Origin of the sequence: Cedecea davisae, from assembly GCF_044095835.1 — a bacterium.
Lineage (GTDB): Bacteria > Pseudomonadota > Gammaproteobacteria > Enterobacterales > Enterobacteriaceae > Cedecea > Cedecea davisae.
Genome location: NZ_CP172054.1, coordinates 1,722,997 through 1,741,804, shown reverse-complemented (window position 1 = coordinate 1,741,804; position 18,808 = coordinate 1,722,997). Strand labels below are relative to the sequence as shown.

At 51.6% G+C, this 18,808-nt stretch carries 17 protein-coding genes and 2 tRNA genes; 11 read left to right on the top strand and 8 right to left on the bottom strand.

Features of this window, described 5'->3' with window-relative positions:
• Positions 1 to 59: 59 nt before the first annotated feature.
• Positions 60 to 1,175 (bottom strand): PTS fructose transporter subunit IIC, encoded by a 1,116-nt coding sequence (locus tag ACG1VR_RS08595; protein ID WP_395490713.1) that lies wholly within the window; start codon positions 1,173 to 1,175, stop codon positions 60 to 62.
• Positions 1,168 to 1,482: a PTS fructose transporter subunit IIB gene (locus tag ACG1VR_RS08590; RefSeq protein WP_395490712.1), complete on the bottom strand. Its 315-nt coding sequence runs from the start codon at positions 1,480 to 1,482 to the stop codon at positions 1,168 to 1,170. Before ACG1VR_RS08590 ends, ACG1VR_RS08595 begins: the two co-directional genes overlap by 8 nt.
• An 82-nt stretch (positions 1,483 to 1,564) precedes the next feature.
• On the opposite strand from ACG1VR_RS08590, the gene ACG1VR_RS08585 reads away from it, so the two are divergent.
• Entirely contained in the window at positions 1,565 to 1,714 is a 150-nt protein-coding gene (locus ACG1VR_RS08585; protein WP_395490711.1) for a hypothetical protein, read from the top strand.
• A 494-nt stretch (positions 1,715 to 2,208) separates the two neighbouring features.
• On the opposite strand, the gene drpB is transcribed toward ACG1VR_RS08585, so the two are convergent.
• Positions 2,209 to 2,481 carry a cell division protein DrpB gene (gene drpB / locus ACG1VR_RS08580; protein ID WP_395490710.1) on the bottom strand — a complete coding sequence of 91 codons (273 nt, stop codon included), beginning with the start codon at positions 2,479 to 2,481 and terminating at the stop codon, positions 2,209 to 2,211.
• 1,197 nt (positions 2,482 to 3,678) lie between these two features.
• Here drpB and mgtA point away from each other — a divergent pair.
• From mgtA to ACG1VR_RS08545, 7 genes are all read left to right on the top strand, one after another.
• Entirely contained in the window at positions 3,679 to 6,372 is a 2,694-nt protein-coding gene (mgtA, locus tag ACG1VR_RS08575; RefSeq protein WP_016537087.1) for a magnesium-translocating P-type ATPase, read from the top strand.
• A gap of 76 nt (positions 6,373 to 6,448) precedes the next feature.
• The gene (locus ACG1VR_RS08570; protein WP_395490709.1) at positions 6,449 to 6,688 is read left to right on the top strand and encodes a hypothetical protein; all 240 of its coding nucleotides are present in this window, start codon (positions 6,449 to 6,451) and stop codon (positions 6,686 to 6,688) included.
• Positions 6,688 to 8,340, top strand: coding sequence for a Na/Pi cotransporter family protein (locus tag ACG1VR_RS08565; protein WP_395491074.1), 1,653 nt, complete (start codon positions 6,688 to 6,690; stop codon positions 8,338 to 8,340). The genes ACG1VR_RS08570 and ACG1VR_RS08565 overlap by 1 nt, the downstream gene beginning before the upstream one ends.
• A 66-nt stretch (positions 8,341 to 8,406) precedes the next feature.
• Positions 8,407 to 8,748, top strand: a complete 342-nt coding sequence (locus ACG1VR_RS08560) for a DUF2493 domain-containing protein (RefSeq protein WP_039898378.1) — start codon at positions 8,407 to 8,409, stop codon at positions 8,746 to 8,748.
• Positions 8,749 to 9,245: 497 nt separating this feature from the next.
• Positions 9,246 to 9,728: a hypothetical protein gene (locus ACG1VR_RS08555; RefSeq protein ID WP_244878513.1), complete on the top strand. Its 483-nt coding sequence runs from the start codon at positions 9,246 to 9,248 to the stop codon at positions 9,726 to 9,728.
• 114 nt (positions 9,729 to 9,842) lie between these two features.
• Positions 9,843 to 11,111 carry an MASE1 domain-containing protein gene (locus tag ACG1VR_RS08550; protein ID WP_395490708.1) on the top strand — a complete coding sequence of 423 codons (1,269 nt, stop codon included), beginning with the start codon at positions 9,843 to 9,845 and terminating at the stop codon, positions 11,109 to 11,111.
• A 36-nt stretch (positions 11,112 to 11,147) separates the two neighbouring features.
• Entirely contained in the window at positions 11,148 to 12,473 is a 1,326-nt protein-coding gene (locus ACG1VR_RS08545; protein WP_395490707.1) for an HdeD family acid-resistance protein, read from the top strand.
• An 18-nt stretch (positions 12,474 to 12,491) separates the two neighbouring features.
• Here ACG1VR_RS08545 and ACG1VR_RS08540 read toward each other — a convergent pair whose 3' ends face one another.
• Both ACG1VR_RS08540 and ACG1VR_RS08535 read right to left on the bottom strand, forming a co-directional pair.
• Entirely contained in the window at positions 12,492 to 12,827 is a 336-nt protein-coding gene (locus ACG1VR_RS08540; protein ID WP_016537095.1) for a multidrug efflux SMR transporter, read from the bottom strand.
• A gap of 222 nt (positions 12,828 to 13,049) precedes the next feature.
• Positions 13,050 to 13,139, bottom strand: a tRNA-Ser gene (locus tag ACG1VR_RS08535).
• A 94-nt stretch (positions 13,140 to 13,233) separates the two neighbouring features.
• Between ACG1VR_RS08535 and mtfA the strand changes: the two genes are divergently transcribed.
• From mtfA to ACG1VR_RS08520, 3 genes are all read left to right on the top strand, one after another.
• On the top strand, positions 13,234 to 14,031 hold the full coding sequence (gene mtfA, locus ACG1VR_RS08530; protein ID WP_395490706.1) for a DgsA anti-repressor MtfA: 798 nt from the start codon (positions 13,234 to 13,236) through the stop codon (positions 14,029 to 14,031).
• 100 nt (positions 14,032 to 14,131) lie between these two features.
• Positions 14,132 to 14,207 (top strand) — tRNA-Asn (locus ACG1VR_RS08525).
• A gap of 160 nt (positions 14,208 to 14,367) precedes the next feature.
• Positions 14,368 to 15,639: an integrase arm-type DNA-binding domain-containing protein gene (locus ACG1VR_RS08520; protein ID WP_199963254.1), complete on the top strand. Its 1,272-nt coding sequence runs from the start codon at positions 14,368 to 14,370 to the stop codon at positions 15,637 to 15,639.
• Between the two features lie 229 nt (positions 15,640 to 15,868).
• Here ACG1VR_RS08520 and ACG1VR_RS08515 read toward each other — a convergent pair whose 3' ends face one another.
• From ACG1VR_RS08515 to ACG1VR_RS08505, 3 genes are read right to left on the bottom strand one after another with little or no spacing between them, the layout of a single operon-like run.
• Entirely contained in the window at positions 15,869 to 16,624 is a 756-nt protein-coding gene (locus ACG1VR_RS08515) for an ABC transporter ATP-binding protein (protein ID WP_395490705.1), read from the bottom strand.
• Positions 16,608 to 17,621, bottom strand: a complete 1,014-nt coding sequence (locus tag ACG1VR_RS08510; RefSeq protein ID WP_199963251.1) for an iron ABC transporter permease — start codon at positions 17,619 to 17,621, stop codon at positions 16,608 to 16,610. Before ACG1VR_RS08510 ends, ACG1VR_RS08515 begins: the two co-directional genes overlap by 17 nt.
• A 43-nt stretch (positions 17,622 to 17,664) precedes the next feature.
• Positions 17,665 to 18,744 carry an ABC transporter substrate-binding protein gene (locus ACG1VR_RS08505; RefSeq protein ID WP_269933738.1) on the bottom strand — a complete coding sequence of 360 codons (1,080 nt, stop codon included), beginning with the start codon at positions 18,742 to 18,744 and terminating at the stop codon, positions 17,665 to 17,667.
• Between the last annotated feature and the right edge of the window lie 64 nt (positions 18,745 to 18,808).

Here is an 18,808-nt window from a genome sequence, read left to right as displayed (position 1 = left end):
CGGCAGTAAATACTGCCGTGAATATGAAAATTGCCGTCCTGAATTAATCAGGCACGCATCTAACGCCCCACCTTGAATTTAGGCGCAGGTGCCGCCGCTTTATTTTCAATAACGCTCTCGCCGCGGAAGACTAATAATGAGCCAACGGCAATAATCGCCGATCCGGTAGCAATGGAAAGCACGTATATCGGCCATTTATCTACCGCCAGCCAGCCGTAAAAACCGGAGATGGGCGCATGATTCACCGCCCCCAGCCCGACAGCCATGGCCGCCCCGGTGGCGGCGCCAATAACGTTGATGAGGATGATTTTTGGGTTGGCAAGTGCGAAGGGAATTGCCCCTTCAGATACGCCGATTAGCCCCATCAGCGTAGAGGCTTTCCCCGCCTCACGCAGCGATACAGGAAAGCGCTTTGACCACAGCAAAGTAGCGACGCCCAGGCCGATTGGCGGGACGACAATTGCCACCTGCGCCGCCGTGTTCGGGTCATAAATACCGGAGGCCAGCAGCGCCATAGCGGTTGTTACAGCCGCTTTGTTCACCGGGCCGCCGAGGTCGAAGCCCACCATGCCGCCGACTACTGCTGCAAGAATAATTTTGTTGGTACCGGACATAGCAAGCAGCCAGTTTTCCATGCCGTGGTTAAGCGCCGCCAGCGGGTTACCGATGATAAAGGCCATAACAATGCAGGTCAGCAGCGTCCCGCCTACCGGCAAAATAAAGATAGGCCCGGCGGAGGCCAGCACCTTCGGCAGTTTGATATAAGTCGCCAGCCCACGCACGATGTAGCCCGCCACAAACCCCGCAGCCAGTGCGCCGAGGAACCCGGTGCCGAGGCTGCTGGCAAGCAGGCCGCCAATCATCCCCGGAGCCAGACCGGGTTTGTTGGCAATGGCAAAGCTGATATACCCGGCCACAACCGGCAGCATCAGGGAAAGCGCGAGGCCGCCAAAACCGTCGAATTTATGCAGCGTTTGCACCGCAATGCTGGCCGCCTGGGCATGGCTGGCGTCCCAGATATTGTCGATGCCGTACAGGGATGCCCCAATGCGCGCGATGCCCATAATCACCGCCCCGGCGATAACAAACGGCAGCATCCATGACACCCCGGTCATAATGGCATTCTTAATCTCGGTTCCGGTTTGGGATTTCCCCTCTGCCCTGAATTTAGCCATTTGCACACTCCGCCTCTATCGCCTCAAAAACGGCGTCGCCGAACTTGATAGGGTCCGCTACGCTGCACTCCAGCTTCATCATGCCGTCAAAACGTTCCCGGCCGGTAATCGCCACGTCCGCGGCGATTATCGCCGCATCGGCTCTGGCGAGATCTTCGGCGCTGATTTCATTTTCAACGCCCATGCTGCCCTGGGTTTCAACTTTAATTTCATGGCCGCGCTGTTTGCCGGTCATTTCAAGCGCTTCCGCAGCCATGTAGGTATGGGCGACGCCCGTCGGACAGGCTGCAACACAAACGATATACATAACAACTCCTTATCGGGCTGAATTTAAGCAATAAAAAAAGCACAATGGCTGAAAAGCGCATTGTGCTTCGGGGGAGAACGACTTGCTGCATAGCTGTATCTCCCGAGTCGCCGCTGGCGTGGAGGCACATCATCAGCTGATGCAGACTGGAAATACGGAACAGGAAGGCAAGCTCGTAGCGCTTACGGATAGCCAGGCGGCATGGCCGACTGACAGCGCGCTGCGTTTTTAATAACTGAGCATGACCATGGCATAACTCGTTATACAATTTCCCGGCGCTGCACCACAGCCGTGACCAATTTGCGGCGAACTCGTTATCGATACATTCGGAATAAACTGAGGTATCTTTTTCCAGCTCGTTAACCACGTTGAACCAGCAGCTATTATTCAGACAGATGCGCACCTTGTTGCTGGCGGACAGCAACATCAGGCGGCAAACTATAAAGGTCCGAACAATATAAGCGTGCATGGCTTCTCCTGAAAATATGAGTGCAGTGTAGACAGTTCGAAAAATAACAAACGTGACTTTACGCACAGATATAAACACAGAGTTATATGCCTGTTTTTTACAAGGGATTATTTATAACGAGCTTAACAAATGTTAATTAATAAAAAGAGCGTGCGCGCGGGGAATTAAATCAAAGACCGGAAGAGGTAAACCAGAGGGAGGGTTTGCGCTCTGAATCACATGCATAAGAATGCCATTCAGAGCGCAAGTTTTCGAATTCAGCGCAGGCGGTTATCCCTGATGCGGGCCGGATAAGCCCGCGGCCGGGTGTACCACGCAAGCCATCCCAGCACAGCCGCCACGGAGCCAAGCACCAGCAGCCCCATTAACGCGCCAAGCAGTTTTCCGCCGAAAGTCCCGAGATCGCCGCCGGTTACGTTGCTGACCACCCAAAAGTAGCGAATCATCGCCCAGACAATGTACAAACAAAAAGCATAAAACAGCCACAGCGCGATTTTACCGCCGGGACTGCGAGTTGGTTTCGCATCCATAACGTTCGACCTAACTTAATCAACTAAACAAGACGGGTTGCCGGCAGCAGTTCCCCTGCCGCCTGAATGTGATTTTTATCACACTAACGGCGTATATCAACCGCCATAAGCGTTAAATTTTGTTTCAAATCAAGGCTTGTGGGCCAAAAATCAGCATTGCAGCCCGGAATTGATTTAGCTTAAGGAAAATTCTTAATGCTGCTTTTGCGGTTGCCTCCTCATCCTTGTTCGTTTTTCCGGGAGGAAGGCAAAAACAGCACGACCGATCGTCCTCTCTCCTTTCGGCCACATGTCCGGGTAAGCCAGACATATTCTCAAATCCCTAATATTTAATTCCTTAACCCTCAATATTTCCTAACTGAAATATAAACGAATAAATTTAATCTTCCCTGACGGGTTGACAATACTATTAGGCATGGGTAGATTTCACGGGCCGAAGTTGCGGCCTTTCCTAACCTGACATAAGAGACTAATGGATACTGAATTTAGTAGCTGCCCGAATATTGCCTTAAAGGCTGTTCGGGAAAGTAAACATGAAATCGATTGTGATCACTTCTTCGTTTTGGTGTGTCTCGCCGGAGCCTGATGCTCTTGTGTTGTCCCACCTCGACCAGGGTTTTCACGGTCCCGAGGTGTGTTATGAACTTCAAATCTACCCTTTTTCCTGGTGTCAAAACAGTGACATCAACTTTGCGTGTCCGGCCGCCCCGCGATCGGGTTTTGTCCGCACGCAAAAAACAGCCAAACTCAATTTTCTCTTCGAAAATCAGTGAGTTGAAGCAACGCATCACTAACTGGCGCGTCAGTCCTGTGACCGGCCAGCTGGAGCGCCGTTGCAGCTTCTCCGATAGCGAAGACCCACAAAGTCGACCCTCCGCCGCCTGATTCAGCCGTTGCGTTGTGATGCCGTGCGCGCTCTACCGAGCCGCCTGCGCCTGCACGTTACGCTGAGTTAAGCCATTATTGGTGCCTGAATATTCACTGATGTTTTCACATAAACATCAGGCGGATTAGTAATGCCCAAATAAAAATAAATAATTTTCCGTTCAATTTATTTCAAATAATAAATAGCGGGAAGCCGTGTCCGAAATTAATTTGAAACCGATCGTTTGTGCTACCGCAGACTATTTTCGGCCGCCCTTAATAAGGCGCTAACCGCAAAATGGTCGGCTGCTGCCCGGCGACAGGAGCACCACCATGACCGTACAAACCAAGAACCGTAATAAAAAAAGCACGCTCTCTATGCGTGCGGCCCAGGAAGCCAAAAACGGCATCGCTGAAACATTGGTTAACCTCAACACCACCAGAGAAGGATTACAGGAAGCCCACGCCAGCGCTCGTCTGGAACGAGATGGCCTGAATGAAGTCGCCCACGACAAGCCGCCTCACGCGCTGCTCCAGCTGCTAATGGCATTTAACAACCCGTTTATCTACGTGCTGGCCATTCTGGCCGGTATCAGCTTCTTTACCGACTACTGGCTGCCGACCAGCCACGGCGAAGAAGGCGACCTGACCACGGTTATCATCATCGGCACCATGGTTGCCCTTAGCGGCCTGGTCCGTTTCTGGCAGGAGCACCGCTCGGCAAAATCTGCCGAAGCGCTGAAAGCGATGGTGCGTACCACCGCAACGGTCGTGCGCCGTGAACACGCAGGGCAAAAAGGAACCCCGCGTGAAATCCCGATGCGCGAGCTGGTGGTTGGCGACATCGTGCAGCTGTACGCCGGGGATATGATCCCGGCAGACGTTCGCCTGATCGAATCCCGTGACCTGTTCATCAGCCAGGCGGTATTGACCGGTGAGGCGCTGCCTATCGAGAAGTACGACACCCTCGGGGACGTGGCGCAGAAGTCCGCTCACGACAAAGCCGACGAGAGCGAAAACCTGTTGGATCTCCCGAATATCTGCTTTATGGGTACCAACGTGGTTAGCGGCACGGCGCTGGCCGTTGTGGTGGCAACCGGGCCACGGACCTACTTCGGCTCGCTGGCTAAAGCGATTGTCGGCACCCGGGCGCAAACCGCCTTTGACCGCGGCGTAAACAGCGTTAGCTGGCTGCTGATCCGCTTTATGCTGGTGATGGTGCCGGTGGTGTTCCTGATTAACGGCCTGATGAAAGGCGAATGGTGGGATGCGCTGCTGTTTGCTCTGGCAGTTGCCGTCGGCCTGACGCCTGAAATGCTGCCGATGATAGTCAGCGCCAATCTGGCAAAAGGCGCGGTCGCCATGGCGAAGCGCAAAGTGGTGGTTAAGCGTCTCAACGCTATCCAGAACCTCGGCGCGATGGACGTCCTGTGTACCGACAAAACCGGTACCCTCACGCAGGATAAAATTATTCTCGAGCATCACGTTGATACCCACGGCCAGAAAAATGAGTCCGTGCTGGCGCTGGCGTGGCTCAACAGCCATCACCAGAGCGGCATCAAAAACCTGATGGACCAGGCGGTGATCTACTTCTCCGAAAATGAGCCGGGCTTTGTGAAACCGCAGGGCTTTAGCAAAGTGGACGAAATGCCGTTCGACTTTGTGCGCCGCCGCCTGTCGATTGTGGTGAAAGATGCCCAGAGCAACCATCTGCTGGTGTGCAAAGGCGCGGTGGAGGAGATGCTGAGCATTGCCACCCACATGGAAGAGAATGGCAAGGTTATCGCCCTCGATCAGCCACGCCGGGACGCCATGCTGGCGATGACAAACGACTATAACAAGGACGGGTTCCGCGTCCTTGTGGTTGCCACACGCGATATTCCTAAAGCCGAAGCTAAAAAACAGTACGGCGCAGATGATGAGCATGACCTGATTATCCGCGGCTTCCTCACCTTCCTCGATCCACCGAAGGAGAGCGCTGGCCCGGCGATTGCCGCTCTGATGGATATTGGCGTGGCGGTAAAAGTGCTGACCGGCGATAACGCGATTGTCACCACGCGCATCTGCCGCCAGGTCGGCCTGGAGCCGGGCGAGCCGGTGCTAGGGCCGCAGATTGAGCAACTGAGCGATGCTTCTCTGCAACAGCTGGTGGAAGAACGCACGGTATTTGCCAAGCTGACGCCGCTGCAAAAGTCCCGCGTACTGAAAGCGCTACAGGCCAACGGGCACACGGTCGGCTTCCTCGGCGACGGCATTAACGATGCCCCTGCCCTGCGCGATGCCGACGTCGGTATCTCCGTAGACAGCGGCACGGACATCGCCAAAGAGTCCGCCGATATCATCCTGCTGGAAAAGAGCCTGATGGTGCTGGAAGAAGGCGTTATCAAAGGGCGCGAAACCTTCGGCAATATCATGAAGTACCTGAACATGACCGCCAGCTCCAACTTCGGCAACGTGTTCTCGGTGCTGGTGGCGAGCGCCTTTATTCCGTTCCTGCCGATGCTGGCCATTCAGCTGCTGCTGCAAAACCTGATGTACGACATCTCCCAGCTCGCGCTGCCGTGGGACAAAACGGATAAAGAGTTCCTCAGCAAGCCGCGCAAATGGGATGCAAAAAACATCGGCCGCTTTATGGTGTGGATTGGCCCGACTTCATCCATCTTCGACATGACGACCTTCGCCCTGATGTGGTTCGTCTTTAGCGCCAACAGCGAGCATATGCAGACCCTGTTCCAGTCCGGCTGGTTCGTGGAAGGCCTGCTGTCGCAGACCCTGGTCGTGCATATGCTGCGTACCCAGAAAATACCGTTTATTCAAAGCACTGCCGCCTGGCCGGTAATGATGATGACCGGGCTGGTTATGGCTGTGGGTATTTACGTGCCGTTCTCTCCGCTCGGGCCGTTGGTCGGGCTGCAGGCGCTGCCGTGGCAGTACTTCCCGTGGCTGGTCGGCACCCTGCTCGCCTACTGCTGTGTGGCTCAGGGAATGAAAACCTTCTACATGCGTCGTTTCAAACAGTGGCACTAAGCTCTTTTTAAAACAATGCCATACGGTGCCGCTGCGGCGGCACCTTTCAGGTAAGCAATAAAAGCTGGAATGCATTATGGAAAAGCACCATTCCATTATTTTCCTGATTAAAAATAGAATCATCGCCTTGATGATTTTATTTTTAATGAAAATAACCCGCACCCTGCGCGTTCGTGCTTTGGCATGGTACGCCGGGGGAAAAATTAACTATCAGCACTCTAAATCACTACTCAATCTCGCCAGCGCCATAAATCGTCTTTCGATCAGGTTATTGCGTTTTGTTACTACACCCGCCCTTAAGAGGGGGAATAAATGATGTCCGGAACTACTCTGTTAATTAACCTGGCTGGCGCCATTGCCCTGCTGCTCTGGGGCAGCCATATGATTTCCACCGCGTTACAGCGCGGCTTCGGCACGCCGCTGCGAAACTGGATGGGCCGCCACCTGACCAACCGCTGGACCGCCCTGCTCTCGGGGATCGGCATTACCGGCATCCTGCAAAGCAGCACCGCGGTCAGCATGATGGCAACCTCGTTTACCGCCGCAGGAACCCTTAGCCTCGCCCCGGCGCTGGCGGTCATGCTCGGCGCGAACATCGGCTCCACGCTGGTGGTACAGCTGATGAGCTTTAATACCGAAATCGCCATTCCGCTGCTGATACTGGCCGGTTTTGTGGTGTTTAAACTGCGCGATCACTCGAATTTCGAGAGCGTGGGCTGCGCGCTGATTGGCCTCGGGCTGATGCTGCTCGCCCTGCATATGCTCGGCAGCACGCTGGGAGAAATTGAAACCACGCCGGTGTTCCACGCCGTAATGCAGGGGCTGGAGGGCGACGTGCTTATCGCGCTGCTGGTTGCCTTAATGCTGACCCTGATTTGCCACTCCAGCGTGGCGATTATTCTGCTGATCGCCTCCCTTGCCGGAACCGGTGCAATATCGCCTGCGACCGCCATGGTCCTGGTGCTGGGGGCAAATATAGGCGGCGCGCTGCCGCCGGTACTGAATGTCGGTTCCGCCGTGGCTCGCCGCCTGCCGATGGGTAACCTGATGGTACGCCTGTCCGGCTGCGCGCTGGCTTTGATTCTGCTGCCGCTGCTGACGGATATAGCTGCGAAAATGGCCCTGAGCACGCCGCAGTTAGTTGTTTGGTTCCATACCGCTTTTAGCGCGGTGCTGGCGCTGCTGTTTATCGGCCTGACCGCGCCAATGGCGCGCATGCTGGAGCGTATTTTTCCCGAGGAAGAGCGCGTTGGCGACCCCGGTATGCCGATGTATCTGGACGAGGCCGGGCTGGAGGTGGCCTATATCGGACTCTCTAATTCGGTACGTGAATCGCTGCGGGCGGCGGACATGCTGACCATCATGCTTGACCGCCTGCTGGTGCTGTTTGTCACCCAGGAGAAACAGGCCGCCGATGAAATTCGCCACCTTGACCAGTCGGTTGATCTGCTGAGCGCGGCGGTGCGCGCCTATCTCGCGGACATCGGCCAGGACGGGCTAAACGATGCAGACGCCGACCGCTCGCAGGAGATCCTGATGTTTATCATCAACTTTGAGCATGCCGGAGACATTCTTTCCAGCAACCTGACCCAGCTGGCTACACGACGGGCGCGACGCGGCGAGGTGTTTAATGATTTTGAGCTGAACAATATCCGCCTGCTGCACGCCGAGATCCTTACCAGCCTGCGGCTGGGGATTGCCGCCTTCATGGGGGAAGATTTGTCCGCCGCGCACCAGCTGGTACAGCGCAAAGAGACTATTCGCCAGCTCGAAGCCTCTGCCAGCCGCGAGCATTTTAAAAATCTGCGCGACGACAAAAATACCTGGGCTGAGTCCGGCGATATTTTCCAGCGCGTGCTGCGTGATTACCGCCGGGTACATCACCACATCGCCGCCGTGGCCTATCCGGTAATTGACCGCCTGGGCGACAAAGAACCGCTGTTTATTGACCCTCCGGCGGAAGTGTAAAAAAACAATAACCGCCGTGTGCGGAAGAACGTTTTTTCAGGGAAAGCAACTTTAAGGTACAGACCAGTGAGAGTATTAATCTGCTCGGGTCGGTTTTATGCCGACACCAATACCGTGACCCGCGTACTGGAGCTTTACGCCAGCACGCAGGGCATCAACGTTTTAATCCACGGCGGCCATCAGGCGCTGGGGGGAATAATCGAGACCTGGGCGCGCGGAACCGATATCCACGTCATCCGCTACCCGGCAAACTGGGCGCTACACGGGAAATATGCCGAAGTGCGCCGTAACCTGTTTATGCTCCAGGACAGCCGCCCCGACGTACTGCTGGCTTTCCCCGGAGGGGAAGATACCGCGGAATGCATAAGAATGGCGCAAAAAGCCGGAATCAGAGTGATTGAGATTTAGCCCCTACAGGAAAACGGCGCTGCTTATCGATCGGCACCGTTTTCCACCGTTGCTCAGGATACAATCGATCCACCCGCCCAATCGAAAACAAGAAAAATATAAAACCACAAAAAACACCACATCCATAATAAAACTCCAGAAATGAAAGCCGGATAAGTGTAAAATCGCTATGAAATGAGGTTTATCCCTTTTCGTTGAGCCGGTATTTACTCAGTAAGAGGATGATCGTTGGGATAAAGAATAATAAACCCTCGTTTTTAGATCATTTTATCTACAGCAAATTAATTTTTTCATAACCGGGTTTGCTGATTCGTTAATTAAGTTTGGGTTGCTTGATGGCCGTTTCCTCACCGAAAACGGCGGATCCAGCCCTGGGGTAGCATCGGATGTCCGGGTTCAAAACACGTTTATTTTTTCTGAAAAGAATCAGCGAGCGCCTGCTATTTCTGTGCAGCATAATACTGCCGGGTTTACTGGCTATACTGATAGTTACCGGCATGTTGAAGCTCCCGGTGAAGGCGACAAATGACCTGAATCCTCCGGCTTCCCTGCTTGTTTACACTTGGGAAGCACAGGCCAGCTCGCATTTATCTGCGGCAAAGATTCGCCATACCACCGACGCCGGAACCCGAAAGGACATTTTGCTGATGGTCTGGAACGTTAAGCCCTGCCTGCTGGCCGGTAAAATATCCGTCTCGGCCATGCCCAATCAGGCGATGAAATGGGTACAAAGAGGGCTGAGGGAAACCTTGCGCGTAGCTTTACTTCCCTCTCCTGCTGCCCGCTGCTTGCGCCCTGACGCAGAATCACGGTCAGGCTTCAATAAACAAAGTATCGCCGCAGATAGCAGACCCTATGGGCAAATACATGAGCATTCCGTCATAGAGAGCAATCAGGATGAGGCGCAGATTCAGCCTACCGGAGCCAGCGCCGGGCATCTTTCCTCGCCGAACAAAATTGACACCCGGCATGCGGTCTGAGGGCCGACATACGGCCCCCCTTTGTTTTTCGGCAAAGGGTTGTTAGCATTAAAGCTAAACATAGATCCACAGCGGAATGCAGCGCGCTTTCTCTGAATCAAAAATGGACGAGAAATGAAAACGTATTTCCCCTCCTGGCTACAGCGAACCTTTATCCTGCTCTTGTGGGGCGGGGTATATTATCTCTCGGGACTGATATCGCTTAAATTTGACGATCCAAATTCTGCCATTGCTATCGTCTGGTTTCCTTCCGGCGTTGCCGTAGCGGCTTTTTTGTCCGCCCGCTGGCGCGACTATCCCGTACTTATTCTTATTTTCGCATTAATGAGCGTGTTGCTTGATGAGGCATGGCAGAGCGTTCCCATATTTGTCACCACGCTGGGGTATTCGCTGCTGGCGATGCCTGCTAACGTGCTCATCGCCTGGATTGTTCGACGCTTCTCGCGCGCTAATGACGACCTGCATGTCATCCTTCTGTGGATATGCTCCACCTTTATTGTCAGCCTGTTAGATGCGCTGCTGGTCGGCGGAGGTTACGCCTTTATCACCGACCAGCCGATGACAAAAACCATCTGGAACGGGTTCGTTGCCGATGTCACGGGGATCTTCTTTGCCACGACCGTAGTGATGGGTTTCGTGAATAAACGGGGGCCCGCGGCTTCCGCCTCCTGGCCCACCCGCCTGGCCGGTCTTGCGCTGCTGCTGTTGCTCTGCGTGGCAACGGCATTTATTTTCGACTACAAGGGGACCTGGCTCAGAACCGAAGCCGCCGCGCTCTATTTCGCTCTCTCCTGCTTGCCGATTGTGCTGACCATGATGCTTTCTCTGGTATGGGGTAACCGCGGCGGGTCCATCGGACTGGTGGCGTTGGGGGCAATCGTTATCCACTTTACCGACCAGCATCAGGGGCCTTTCTTTCTCCATGGCCTCAGCTTCACGGAGTCACTGCTGCTGGCGCTGAGCTATCTCTCAGCCGCGGCTTTGCTTATCGTGTTTGTGCGTGTAGTAAGACGTTCAACTAACCGTTTCAACCCGGACACCGGCAGGCTAGCCGGGAACGGCGTGCTTTATCGACTGGAGCCCGCCACGGGCGTATTTAACTGGGAGAACGATCTCTCTTCCCTGCTGGGTTCAGCCTCCCCGGATGAGTTCAACACCGTGGAGCGAGTGCTCCGGCATGTGCACCCTTCAGATCGGGAAAAACTTCGGCAACACTGGTTTACCCCGGCTAAGGCCAGGCACAGAGCGCTGATATTCCGTATAAAAACGAATAACGACGAGTGGCTGACGCTGGTTGACAGCGGCGGCGTTGCCATGTCCAACGGTGGCTCGCGGATTATTGTCGGAAACTGGCAGACCAGTCATTACGATCTGGCTATCTAAACACGGATGTGATGACTTTTAAGGAGCGGAAAGCTTGTGATTCAGATTGCCCTGTTATTATTCGGCGTTGATTTTATGCGCTCCCGGGTTAAATACCTGATCCTGCTGGGTGGGCTCTGGGGCCTGCTCGGGCTGGCTATATTTCTTGATGGCCTGGACGGCGTGACCTATTTTCCTCTGCGTTTTTTTGGCCTGCTATTACTGATGGAAAGCCTGGTCACATTGAGCATTGCCTCCGGCGGCGTTGGGGCGCAAAAGGCCGTGCTTTACTTTAAAGGCGGGGTCTTTTGTTTCGTCTCGCTGCTTATCTTATCGAATCAATCTTATAGCAACTTGCTGCTGGCAATCGTATTCGGCTTTGCCTACTTCGTGATTGGCCTGTTTGTGATTTTCTCCGCGTGGATTGTTCGTTTCCCGCACTGGAAGAGCACGCTGGTCACCGGCATGGCGCAGATCGTGTTCGCCATTTTCATGTTCAGCCCCTGGCCGACTCACTACAAAGCCACCGTCTCCTTCTTCCTGGGAACGTTAATGATCTTCAGCGGCATCCATACCGTGCGGCTTGCGCTTCGTGTAGCACGTCTGAAAGAAGGCACCTCTGTATTTGAGCTTCTGGTGCCCGCGGGAATGAACTTTGAAGTGAAGAAAGGTGCTGAAACAAAAGCTAAGCCGGTAGACTCGTCTGGCGCTGATTTTAGCGAACCATTAACGGTGCATATCTGGACCCCGGAAGGCACGGCCAGCGCTTCGACCATCCCCCGGCCGGTGATCAATCGCTATATCGCCGCCGTGGATACCGAAGGTGTGATTTCAACCGGCCATGCCGCGCTGGAGGTCCCGCCGGGTATCTACATCAGTCTTTATCCGGCAGAGGACATCGACCGCTCACCGTCTGAGTTTTTAAATACCCTCAAGGCAACACGCGATAACGACGTTCCGGGCACGTTCCAGCCGGACTATGCCACGGAGGCAGCTGAGTGGTGCCATTCAGATCGCAAAATCTACTTCCACCAGTACAACGGCAAAGCCTTACAGCGCTTCTGGAGCGCCTACAAGCTCACCAAAACCTATAATCTGACCTATCGCAATTGCTCAAGCAGCGTTGCCTATGCGCTGGAGGCCTCGCTGGATGGCGTGCTGTCCAGGCGCAGTAAAAGCTGGCTATCCATACTCAGAACACTCGCAATGCCCGAACTTTGGATAGCCGCTCAGGTTCGTAAACGCGCCGTGTCTATGGCCTGGACGCCGGGGCTGGTGATGGATTACGCCAGAGCGCTGCGCAGCATCGTTCATCCCGTGCCGGAACCATGGTATCAGCGTGTGTCCTACAAATGGCGCGAAGACAAAAAGGCGGAGAAGTAGCCGCCCTGAAAGTGCCTGTTAATGGGTAACGGACTTCGAAAACAGCTGAATAATCATAATCCCCACGGCAATGAACAGCATGCCTGCCAGGGCCGGGAGATCGAGTTTCTGCTTATAAAACAGGAATGACATCACGGAAACCAGGAAGATCCCCATGCCCGCCCATATGGCGTAAGCGATGCCGATATTCATGGTTTTGACAACCTGCGACAGGCCGTAAAATGAGACGGCATAGCCCACCACCACCACGATGCTGGGTACTAATCGACTGAAACCGTCAGAGGCTTTCATCATGGTGGTAGCCAGCGTTTCTGCGCAGATAGAAATAGCGAGAATAATCCAGGTATTAGGCATTGTTTTTCCTTGAGTTGAAAATCCTGGTTGAATTATAGAACTTAACCCAGGCCAAAATATCAACAAGAAGAAAATGAAAGGCAGATTAAAATAAATGCGATGTTCACGGCAGCAATGCTCCGCGAATGAAGAGGTTACAAGATCTGGTTCACAGAATGAACTAAGGGTGGGTAAACAACTACCCTGCTGCACAAGCCAGGTGATAAGTTGTGCGGCGAAGAATGGCGGAGAGAGGGGGATTTGAACCCCCGGTAGAGTTGCCCCTACTCTAGTTTTCGAGACTAGTCCGTTCAGCCGCTCCGGCATCTCTCCGTTCTGGTGGTTGCCATAATGCCAGGTTATGCGGCATTTTAACAGCCTGCGTTCTTTCGTTTCTGTTCAAACGATGACTTTGCGAGCAAGTAACATGATTAAGTGGCCCTGGAAAGCAAGTGATTCAACCGCTGCCCCGGCTTTGCCGTGGGAGCAGGCGTTAGCCATTCCCGTGCTGGCGCCACTCAGTGAAACCGAGCAGCAAAAACTTATTACCCTTGGCGAGCGTTTTTTACAGCAAAAACGGCTGGTGCCGGTACAGGGTTTTGAACTGGATGAGCTAAAGTCCGCCCGTATTGCGCTGCTATTTTGCCTGCCGGTTTTAGAGCTGGGTATCGAGTGGCTGGACGGCTTTCATGAAGTGCTGCTCTACCCCGCGCCGTTTATCGTCGATGACGAATGGCAGGACGATTTTGGCCTGGTGCACAGCCAGCGCGTGGTGCAGTCCGGGCAGAGCTGGCAGCAGGGTCCGGTGGTGCTTAACTGGCTGGACGTGCAGGACTCTTTCGACGCCTCCGGTTTTAACCTGATAGTCCACGAAGTCGCCCACAAGCTGGACGCCCGCAACGGCGACCGCGCCAGCGGCGTACCGCTGATTGCCCTGCGCGACGTTGCAGGCTGGGAGCACGACCTCCATGCGGCGATGGACAGCATCCAGGATGAGATCGATATGGTGGGCGAAAACGCCGCCAGCATTGATGCCTATGCGGCCACCGATCCGGCGGAATGTTTTGCGGTGCTCTCCGAATATTTCTTCAGCGCCCCACAGCTTTTCACGCCTCGCTTCGCCTCGCTTTACCAGCGTTTTTGCCAGTTCTACGGACAAGACCCGCTGCAACGGCTGGTTGATCGGGAAAACACCCCAGGAGTGGCCGGAAACACGGTGCATTAAATCAACAACACGGCGCAAAATTAATCATACGAATTAATACGTTACTTTTACTATTGACAGTTTTTATGGCTAACGATAACATGCGCCCCGTTGAAACAATTCCTCTGTAGTTCAGTCGGTAGAACGGCGGACTGTTAATCCGTATGTCACTGGTTCGAGTCCAGTCAGAGGAGCCAAATTCTTGTTTTCGTGCAGCTTCATTAATGCCTGTATTGTTTTAATACAACAGCTTAGCGTGAAAACTTCTCCTGATGCATTTTGATTTTATCCTCCGCATCGGGAAAAATTGGTGGTCAAATCTGGGGTCCGGTTCGTTCTATTATGGAGTGACCCCATATGTCTCTTACCGACACCAAAATCCGCAGTCTCAAACCATCTGATAAACCCTTTAAAATTTCCGATTCCCACGGTCTGTATCTCTTGGTCAAACCAAGCGGTTCACGTCACTGGTATCTCAAGTACCGTATTAAAGGTAAAGAATCCCGCATTGCACTCGGTGCCTACCCAGTCATCTCCCTCTCAGACGCCCGTAGTCAACGTGAAGGTATTCGCAAAATGCTGGTACTGAACATCAATCCAGCAGAGCAGCGAGCAGCCGAACGCAGTTCTCGCATGCCAAAGAAAGTGTTTAGAAACGTTGCACTTGAATGGCACAAGAGCAATAAAAAATGGTCACAAAATACAGCCGACCGTCTGCTGGCTAGCATGAGTAATCATATCTTCCCAGTCATTGGCACCATGTCAGTTTCAGAACTGAAACCCCGACACTTCATCACTTTATTAAAAGGAATTGAGGAAAAGGGGCTACTGGAGGTTGCATCCCGTACACGGCAGTATCTCCGGAATATCATGCGCTACGCCGTACATCATGGATTAATCGATTTTAATCCGGCAGCAAACCTTGACGGCGTGACGGCTCCACCAGTAAAACGTCACTACCCCGCTCTACCACTGGAGCGTCTTCCTGAACTGCTTGAGAGCATTGAGAGTTTTCAGCAGTGCCGTGAACTCACCCGCCTTGCCATCCTGCTAACACTGCATCTGTTCATTCGCTCGAGTGAATTGCGTTTTGCCCGCTGGCATGAAATTGATTTCGGAAACCAGGTCTGGACAATACCCGCCACGCGCGAAGCTATTGAAGGAGTGCGTTACTCTGGTCGTGGTGCCAAAATGCGCAGGCCTCATATCGTCCCCCTCTCACATCAGTCGATCGCGATTCTGAAAAAGATTAAGAATATCTCAGGAGATAATGCACTCGTGTTCCCCGGGGACCATAACCCGTATAAACCGATGTGTGAAAATACAGTGAACAAGGCACTACGCCTGATGGGCTGGGACACGAAAATGGAAATCTGCGGTCACGGTTTCAGGACAATGGCATGCAGTGCCCTTATGGAATCCAGTATATGGTCACAGGATGCTGTTGAACGGCAAATGAGCCACCAGGAACGTAACTCCGTACGTCAGGCATATATTCACAGAGCAGAGCATCTGGAAGCAAGAAAGGCGATGATGCAGTGGTGGTCGGATTATCTGGATACTTGCCGCAAATGCTATGTACCGCCCTACATACTGGGGAGAGGAAAAACGACGCTTCTAGCTGGCTAGTGATTTAATAGTCTTGATAAATCAAAGCCGTATCAGTGCAGACTGATGCGGCTTTTTTGCTTTCTCCAGCAAAAAGCAAAAACGCTGCGTCGTAGATTCACTTGACGCATGCGGGTTATTCAATCAGAACGACATATTATAATTTTTAATACCAGTAGCTTCGTAAAGCCCGACTGGGCTTAAATCATAATCGCCCATTTCTCGTTCTCACCGCGACATTGGCTACCTTTCACAATGCAACAATAAATGATTCTTTCTGTATTCCGTTGTGTTCAAAATGACAACGTTTGACGGGGACGTGGAAATAATCGGCGAGGAGAGATTCTTGTAAGACTCTCTGTGTAGTTCCAAAACAGTAACTATCTTTGCCCATTAGCAGACATTTATCTGCAATGTTATTTGCATGATTGATGAAGTGCGTATTCAGGATAATAGTAACATTTTTCTCCCGCGACAACGTGTGCAACCAATTGATAATGAGAGACTGATTATTAAAATCAAGATTTGATTCAGGTTCATCAAGCACAAGGATGTCCGGCTCTGAGACCAGCGCCTTCGCGATATAACACATCTGTAGCTCACCACCACTGATCTGGTTAACATCTTTGGTTGCAAGATATGAAGCACCAAGTTCCGACAATATTTGCCCCGCTTTTTCGATATCCCTCGCCCCAGGAGATGCCAGCATTCCGCCCCGTAATGGGCACCCAAAGGAGATGAAATCGAGTACATTGTAAGAAAAGTGAACATGTTTGGCCTGCGGGACATACGCCATACGAGCTTTCCGGTTTCCCACTCGGCCAATATGACATGAGCCACTAACCGGTTGATACAGACCGGTAACCGTTTTAAGCAATGTTGTTTTGCCAACACCATTCGGTCCTAATACGCACAGTACCTCACCTTCATCAATGGAGAAGCTGATATTGTTAAAGGCAGTTTTACTCTTTTTGAACGCGAACGTCAGATTATTCACTTCGATCATATCGGTTACTCATGATGAACAGTACAGCAAATAAAGGCGCACCAACCAGAGCAGTAAGTATTCCAATGGGGATCTCTGCGTAAGTCAGGGTCCTGGCAATGTTGTCGATGACCAATAAAAACAACGCACCACATACAGCCGAAGCCGGGATCAGCTTGCTATGGTTGTACCCGACCAGCGTTCTAACCAGATGCGGGATAACCAGACCAACCCAACCCACCACGCCAGCGATGGTGACTGATGCTGCCACCAAAATTGAGGCTGTGATTAGCAAAACTGCATTCAACAATTGTGGGTTCATTCCAGCAATTTTGGCCTCATCATTTCCCAGAGACAACACATTGATTTTCCATCGAAGTTTGTAGATAACCAGATAACAAACGATGTATAGCGGGATGAGTCCATAAACCTGCTCTTTGACCAAAGAAGCGAAACTCCCCATAAGCCAGAAGACGATAGCCGGAAGTTCGTCCTGTGGATCGGCAACATATTTAATGATTGATACAAAAGACATAAACACCGAAGCCACTATGATGCCCGACAGGATAGTCGTGAGCTCCCCATTGTTTTTCTTGAAATGGCAAAGTCCCATCACGCATAAAAGGCTGACAATGCCAAAGAAGAAAGAGGAAAAAGCGCTGAGCTGTAGTGGAAAACCTAGCAGTATGCCAAGTGCTGCGCCGAACGCTGCGGCGGAAGATGTACCGAGCACATCCGGGCTCGCCAGCGCATTTCGCAACACTGCTTGATACGTCACGCCTGCTACTGATAGCCCTGCCCCTACCATCATTACAGCAATAATCCTTGGCAACCGTAGATTGCATATAACCGAGAATCCTGCGCTCAAACAACGGCGACCATTATCATGTAATACCTCCGTCATTATTTCGGGGAAAGATAATGTATAGCGACCTATGAACAAAGAAATCATAGCCACAATCAGTAACAATACGATTGTAATCCACATTAGCATGCGGTATTTTTGTCTTTCCTGCATAACTAACCTTTCAAAATAAAAACCTATGCGCCGAATTATTTTATTACCGCTGTCTTAACTCATCGGTTAATAGCGCGTCCGGAATTTCATAATCAAATACTTTTTTATAGTGTAACCGCGTTGCAACTTTCAATTCTGCATCTGTTATATAGTCAGGGTTAAATTTATTAATCATAAACAATGGTAATAGCGCAGTCTCAGCAGACAATCCTCCCCAATTATGTAGCCCCACGGGCGTGGAAAATATTTTCCCATCTTTGAATGCTTTTACATTATGCCAGTCTTGCCCAGGATTTTTATTGTTAAGAATATCCTTCGCACTACCAAAGACCACAAATACAATATCGGGATCCCACTGAATTATTTGCTCCATTGAAACATTAATGTACCTGCCAGCATCCCCTTTTACGACTAGATCACTTGCTACGTTTTCCATCCCCGCCATCTTAAGATAGGTATCACCATATGTTTTCGGCCCACTCACCTTGAGTTCTTTCCCATCACTCTGCTCAAGATACAATGCACGAATATGTTGTGATTTGATCTTCTCGGCATAGGGTTTTGCCTCATTAAGACTTCTCTTCCATGCTTCCGAAAATTTGTGACTGTGAGGTAAACCAAGCGTCTGGTTAAATTCGTTTTCCCAATACGTTTGCGTTACTACTGGCTCAAATTTCGTGTCACCACCAGCATCAAGATTAATAGTTGGGATCCCTGCCCGCTCCAGATTATCATTCTGACTTTTACCATAATAGTAAATAATATCTGGTTGTAAATTTAGTAAGGATTCCATATTTACAACATAGTCTTTATTAATAAAGTCAGTAGTGATACGGTCGATATCTGGCTTCATATCCTTGAGAAGTTTCATGTTTGAATGCAGAAAAGCCCAAGGTCCTACGCCCACAACATGTTTATATGCCAAATCATTTGCCATAATTACACCAAAGGGGCAATTACCGGTGATAATAATACGGTTGAATTTTATGGGTATTTCTTCAGTATTTTTCATATTTTGGTCATTTATCGTCTTACTCACCTCACTACTATTGGCATAGCTTGCCGTTGATAATAATATTATCGATGATATGAATAATGAGAATAATACTTTTCCATTAAGCATACTTAGCACCTCAATGAGTTAAATGAATTGTAATTTAATAGCATCACATGATTATTTTATTGAA

Excerpts from the sequence above, each read along its gene's own strand:
- ACG1VR_RS08595 (WP_395490713.1), bottom strand. The coding sequence starts at position 1,175 with ATGGCTAAATTCAGGGCAGAGGGGAAATCCCAAACCGGAACCGAGATT.
- ACG1VR_RS08590 (WP_395490712.1), bottom strand. The coding sequence starts at position 1,482 with ATGTATATCGTTTGTGTTGCAGCCTGTCCGACGGGCGTCGCCCATACC.
- drpB (WP_395490710.1), bottom strand. The coding sequence starts at position 2,481 with ATGGATGCGAAACCAACTCGCAGTCCCGGCGGTAAAATCGCGCTGTGG.
- mgtA (WP_016537087.1), top strand. The coding sequence starts at position 3,679 with ATGACCGTACAAACCAAGAACCGTAATAAAAAAAGCACGCTCTCTATG.
- ACG1VR_RS08570 (WP_395490709.1), top strand. The coding sequence starts at position 6,449 with ATGGAAAAGCACCATTCCATTATTTTCCTGATTAAAAATAGAATCATC.
- ACG1VR_RS08565 (WP_395491074.1), top strand. The coding sequence starts at position 6,688 with ATGTCCGGAACTACTCTGTTAATTAACCTGGCTGGCGCCATTGCCCTG.
- ACG1VR_RS08555 (WP_244878513.1), top strand. The coding sequence starts at position 9,246 with ATGTTGAAGCTCCCGGTGAAGGCGACAAATGACCTGAATCCTCCGGCT.
- ACG1VR_RS08550 (WP_395490708.1), top strand. The coding sequence starts at position 9,843 with ATGAAAACGTATTTCCCCTCCTGGCTACAGCGAACCTTTATCCTGCTC.
- ACG1VR_RS08540 (WP_016537095.1), bottom strand. The coding sequence starts at position 12,827 with ATGCCTAATACCTGGATTATTCTCGCTATTTCTATCTGCGCAGAAACG.
- mtfA (WP_395490706.1), top strand. The coding sequence starts at position 13,234 with ATGATTAAGTGGCCCTGGAAAGCAAGTGATTCAACCGCTGCCCCGGCT.
- ACG1VR_RS08520 (WP_199963254.1), top strand. The coding sequence starts at position 14,368 with ATGTCTCTTACCGACACCAAAATCCGCAGTCTCAAACCATCTGATAAA.
- ACG1VR_RS08515 (WP_395490705.1), bottom strand. The coding sequence starts at position 16,624 with ATGATCGAAGTGAATAATCTGACGTTCGCGTTCAAAAAGAGTAAAACT.
- ACG1VR_RS08510 (WP_199963251.1), bottom strand. The coding sequence starts at position 17,621 with ATGCAGGAAAGACAAAAATACCGCATGCTAATGTGGATTACAATCGTA.
- ACG1VR_RS08505 (WP_269933738.1), bottom strand. The coding sequence starts at position 18,744 with ATGCTTAATGGAAAAGTATTATTCTCATTATTCATATCATCGATAATA.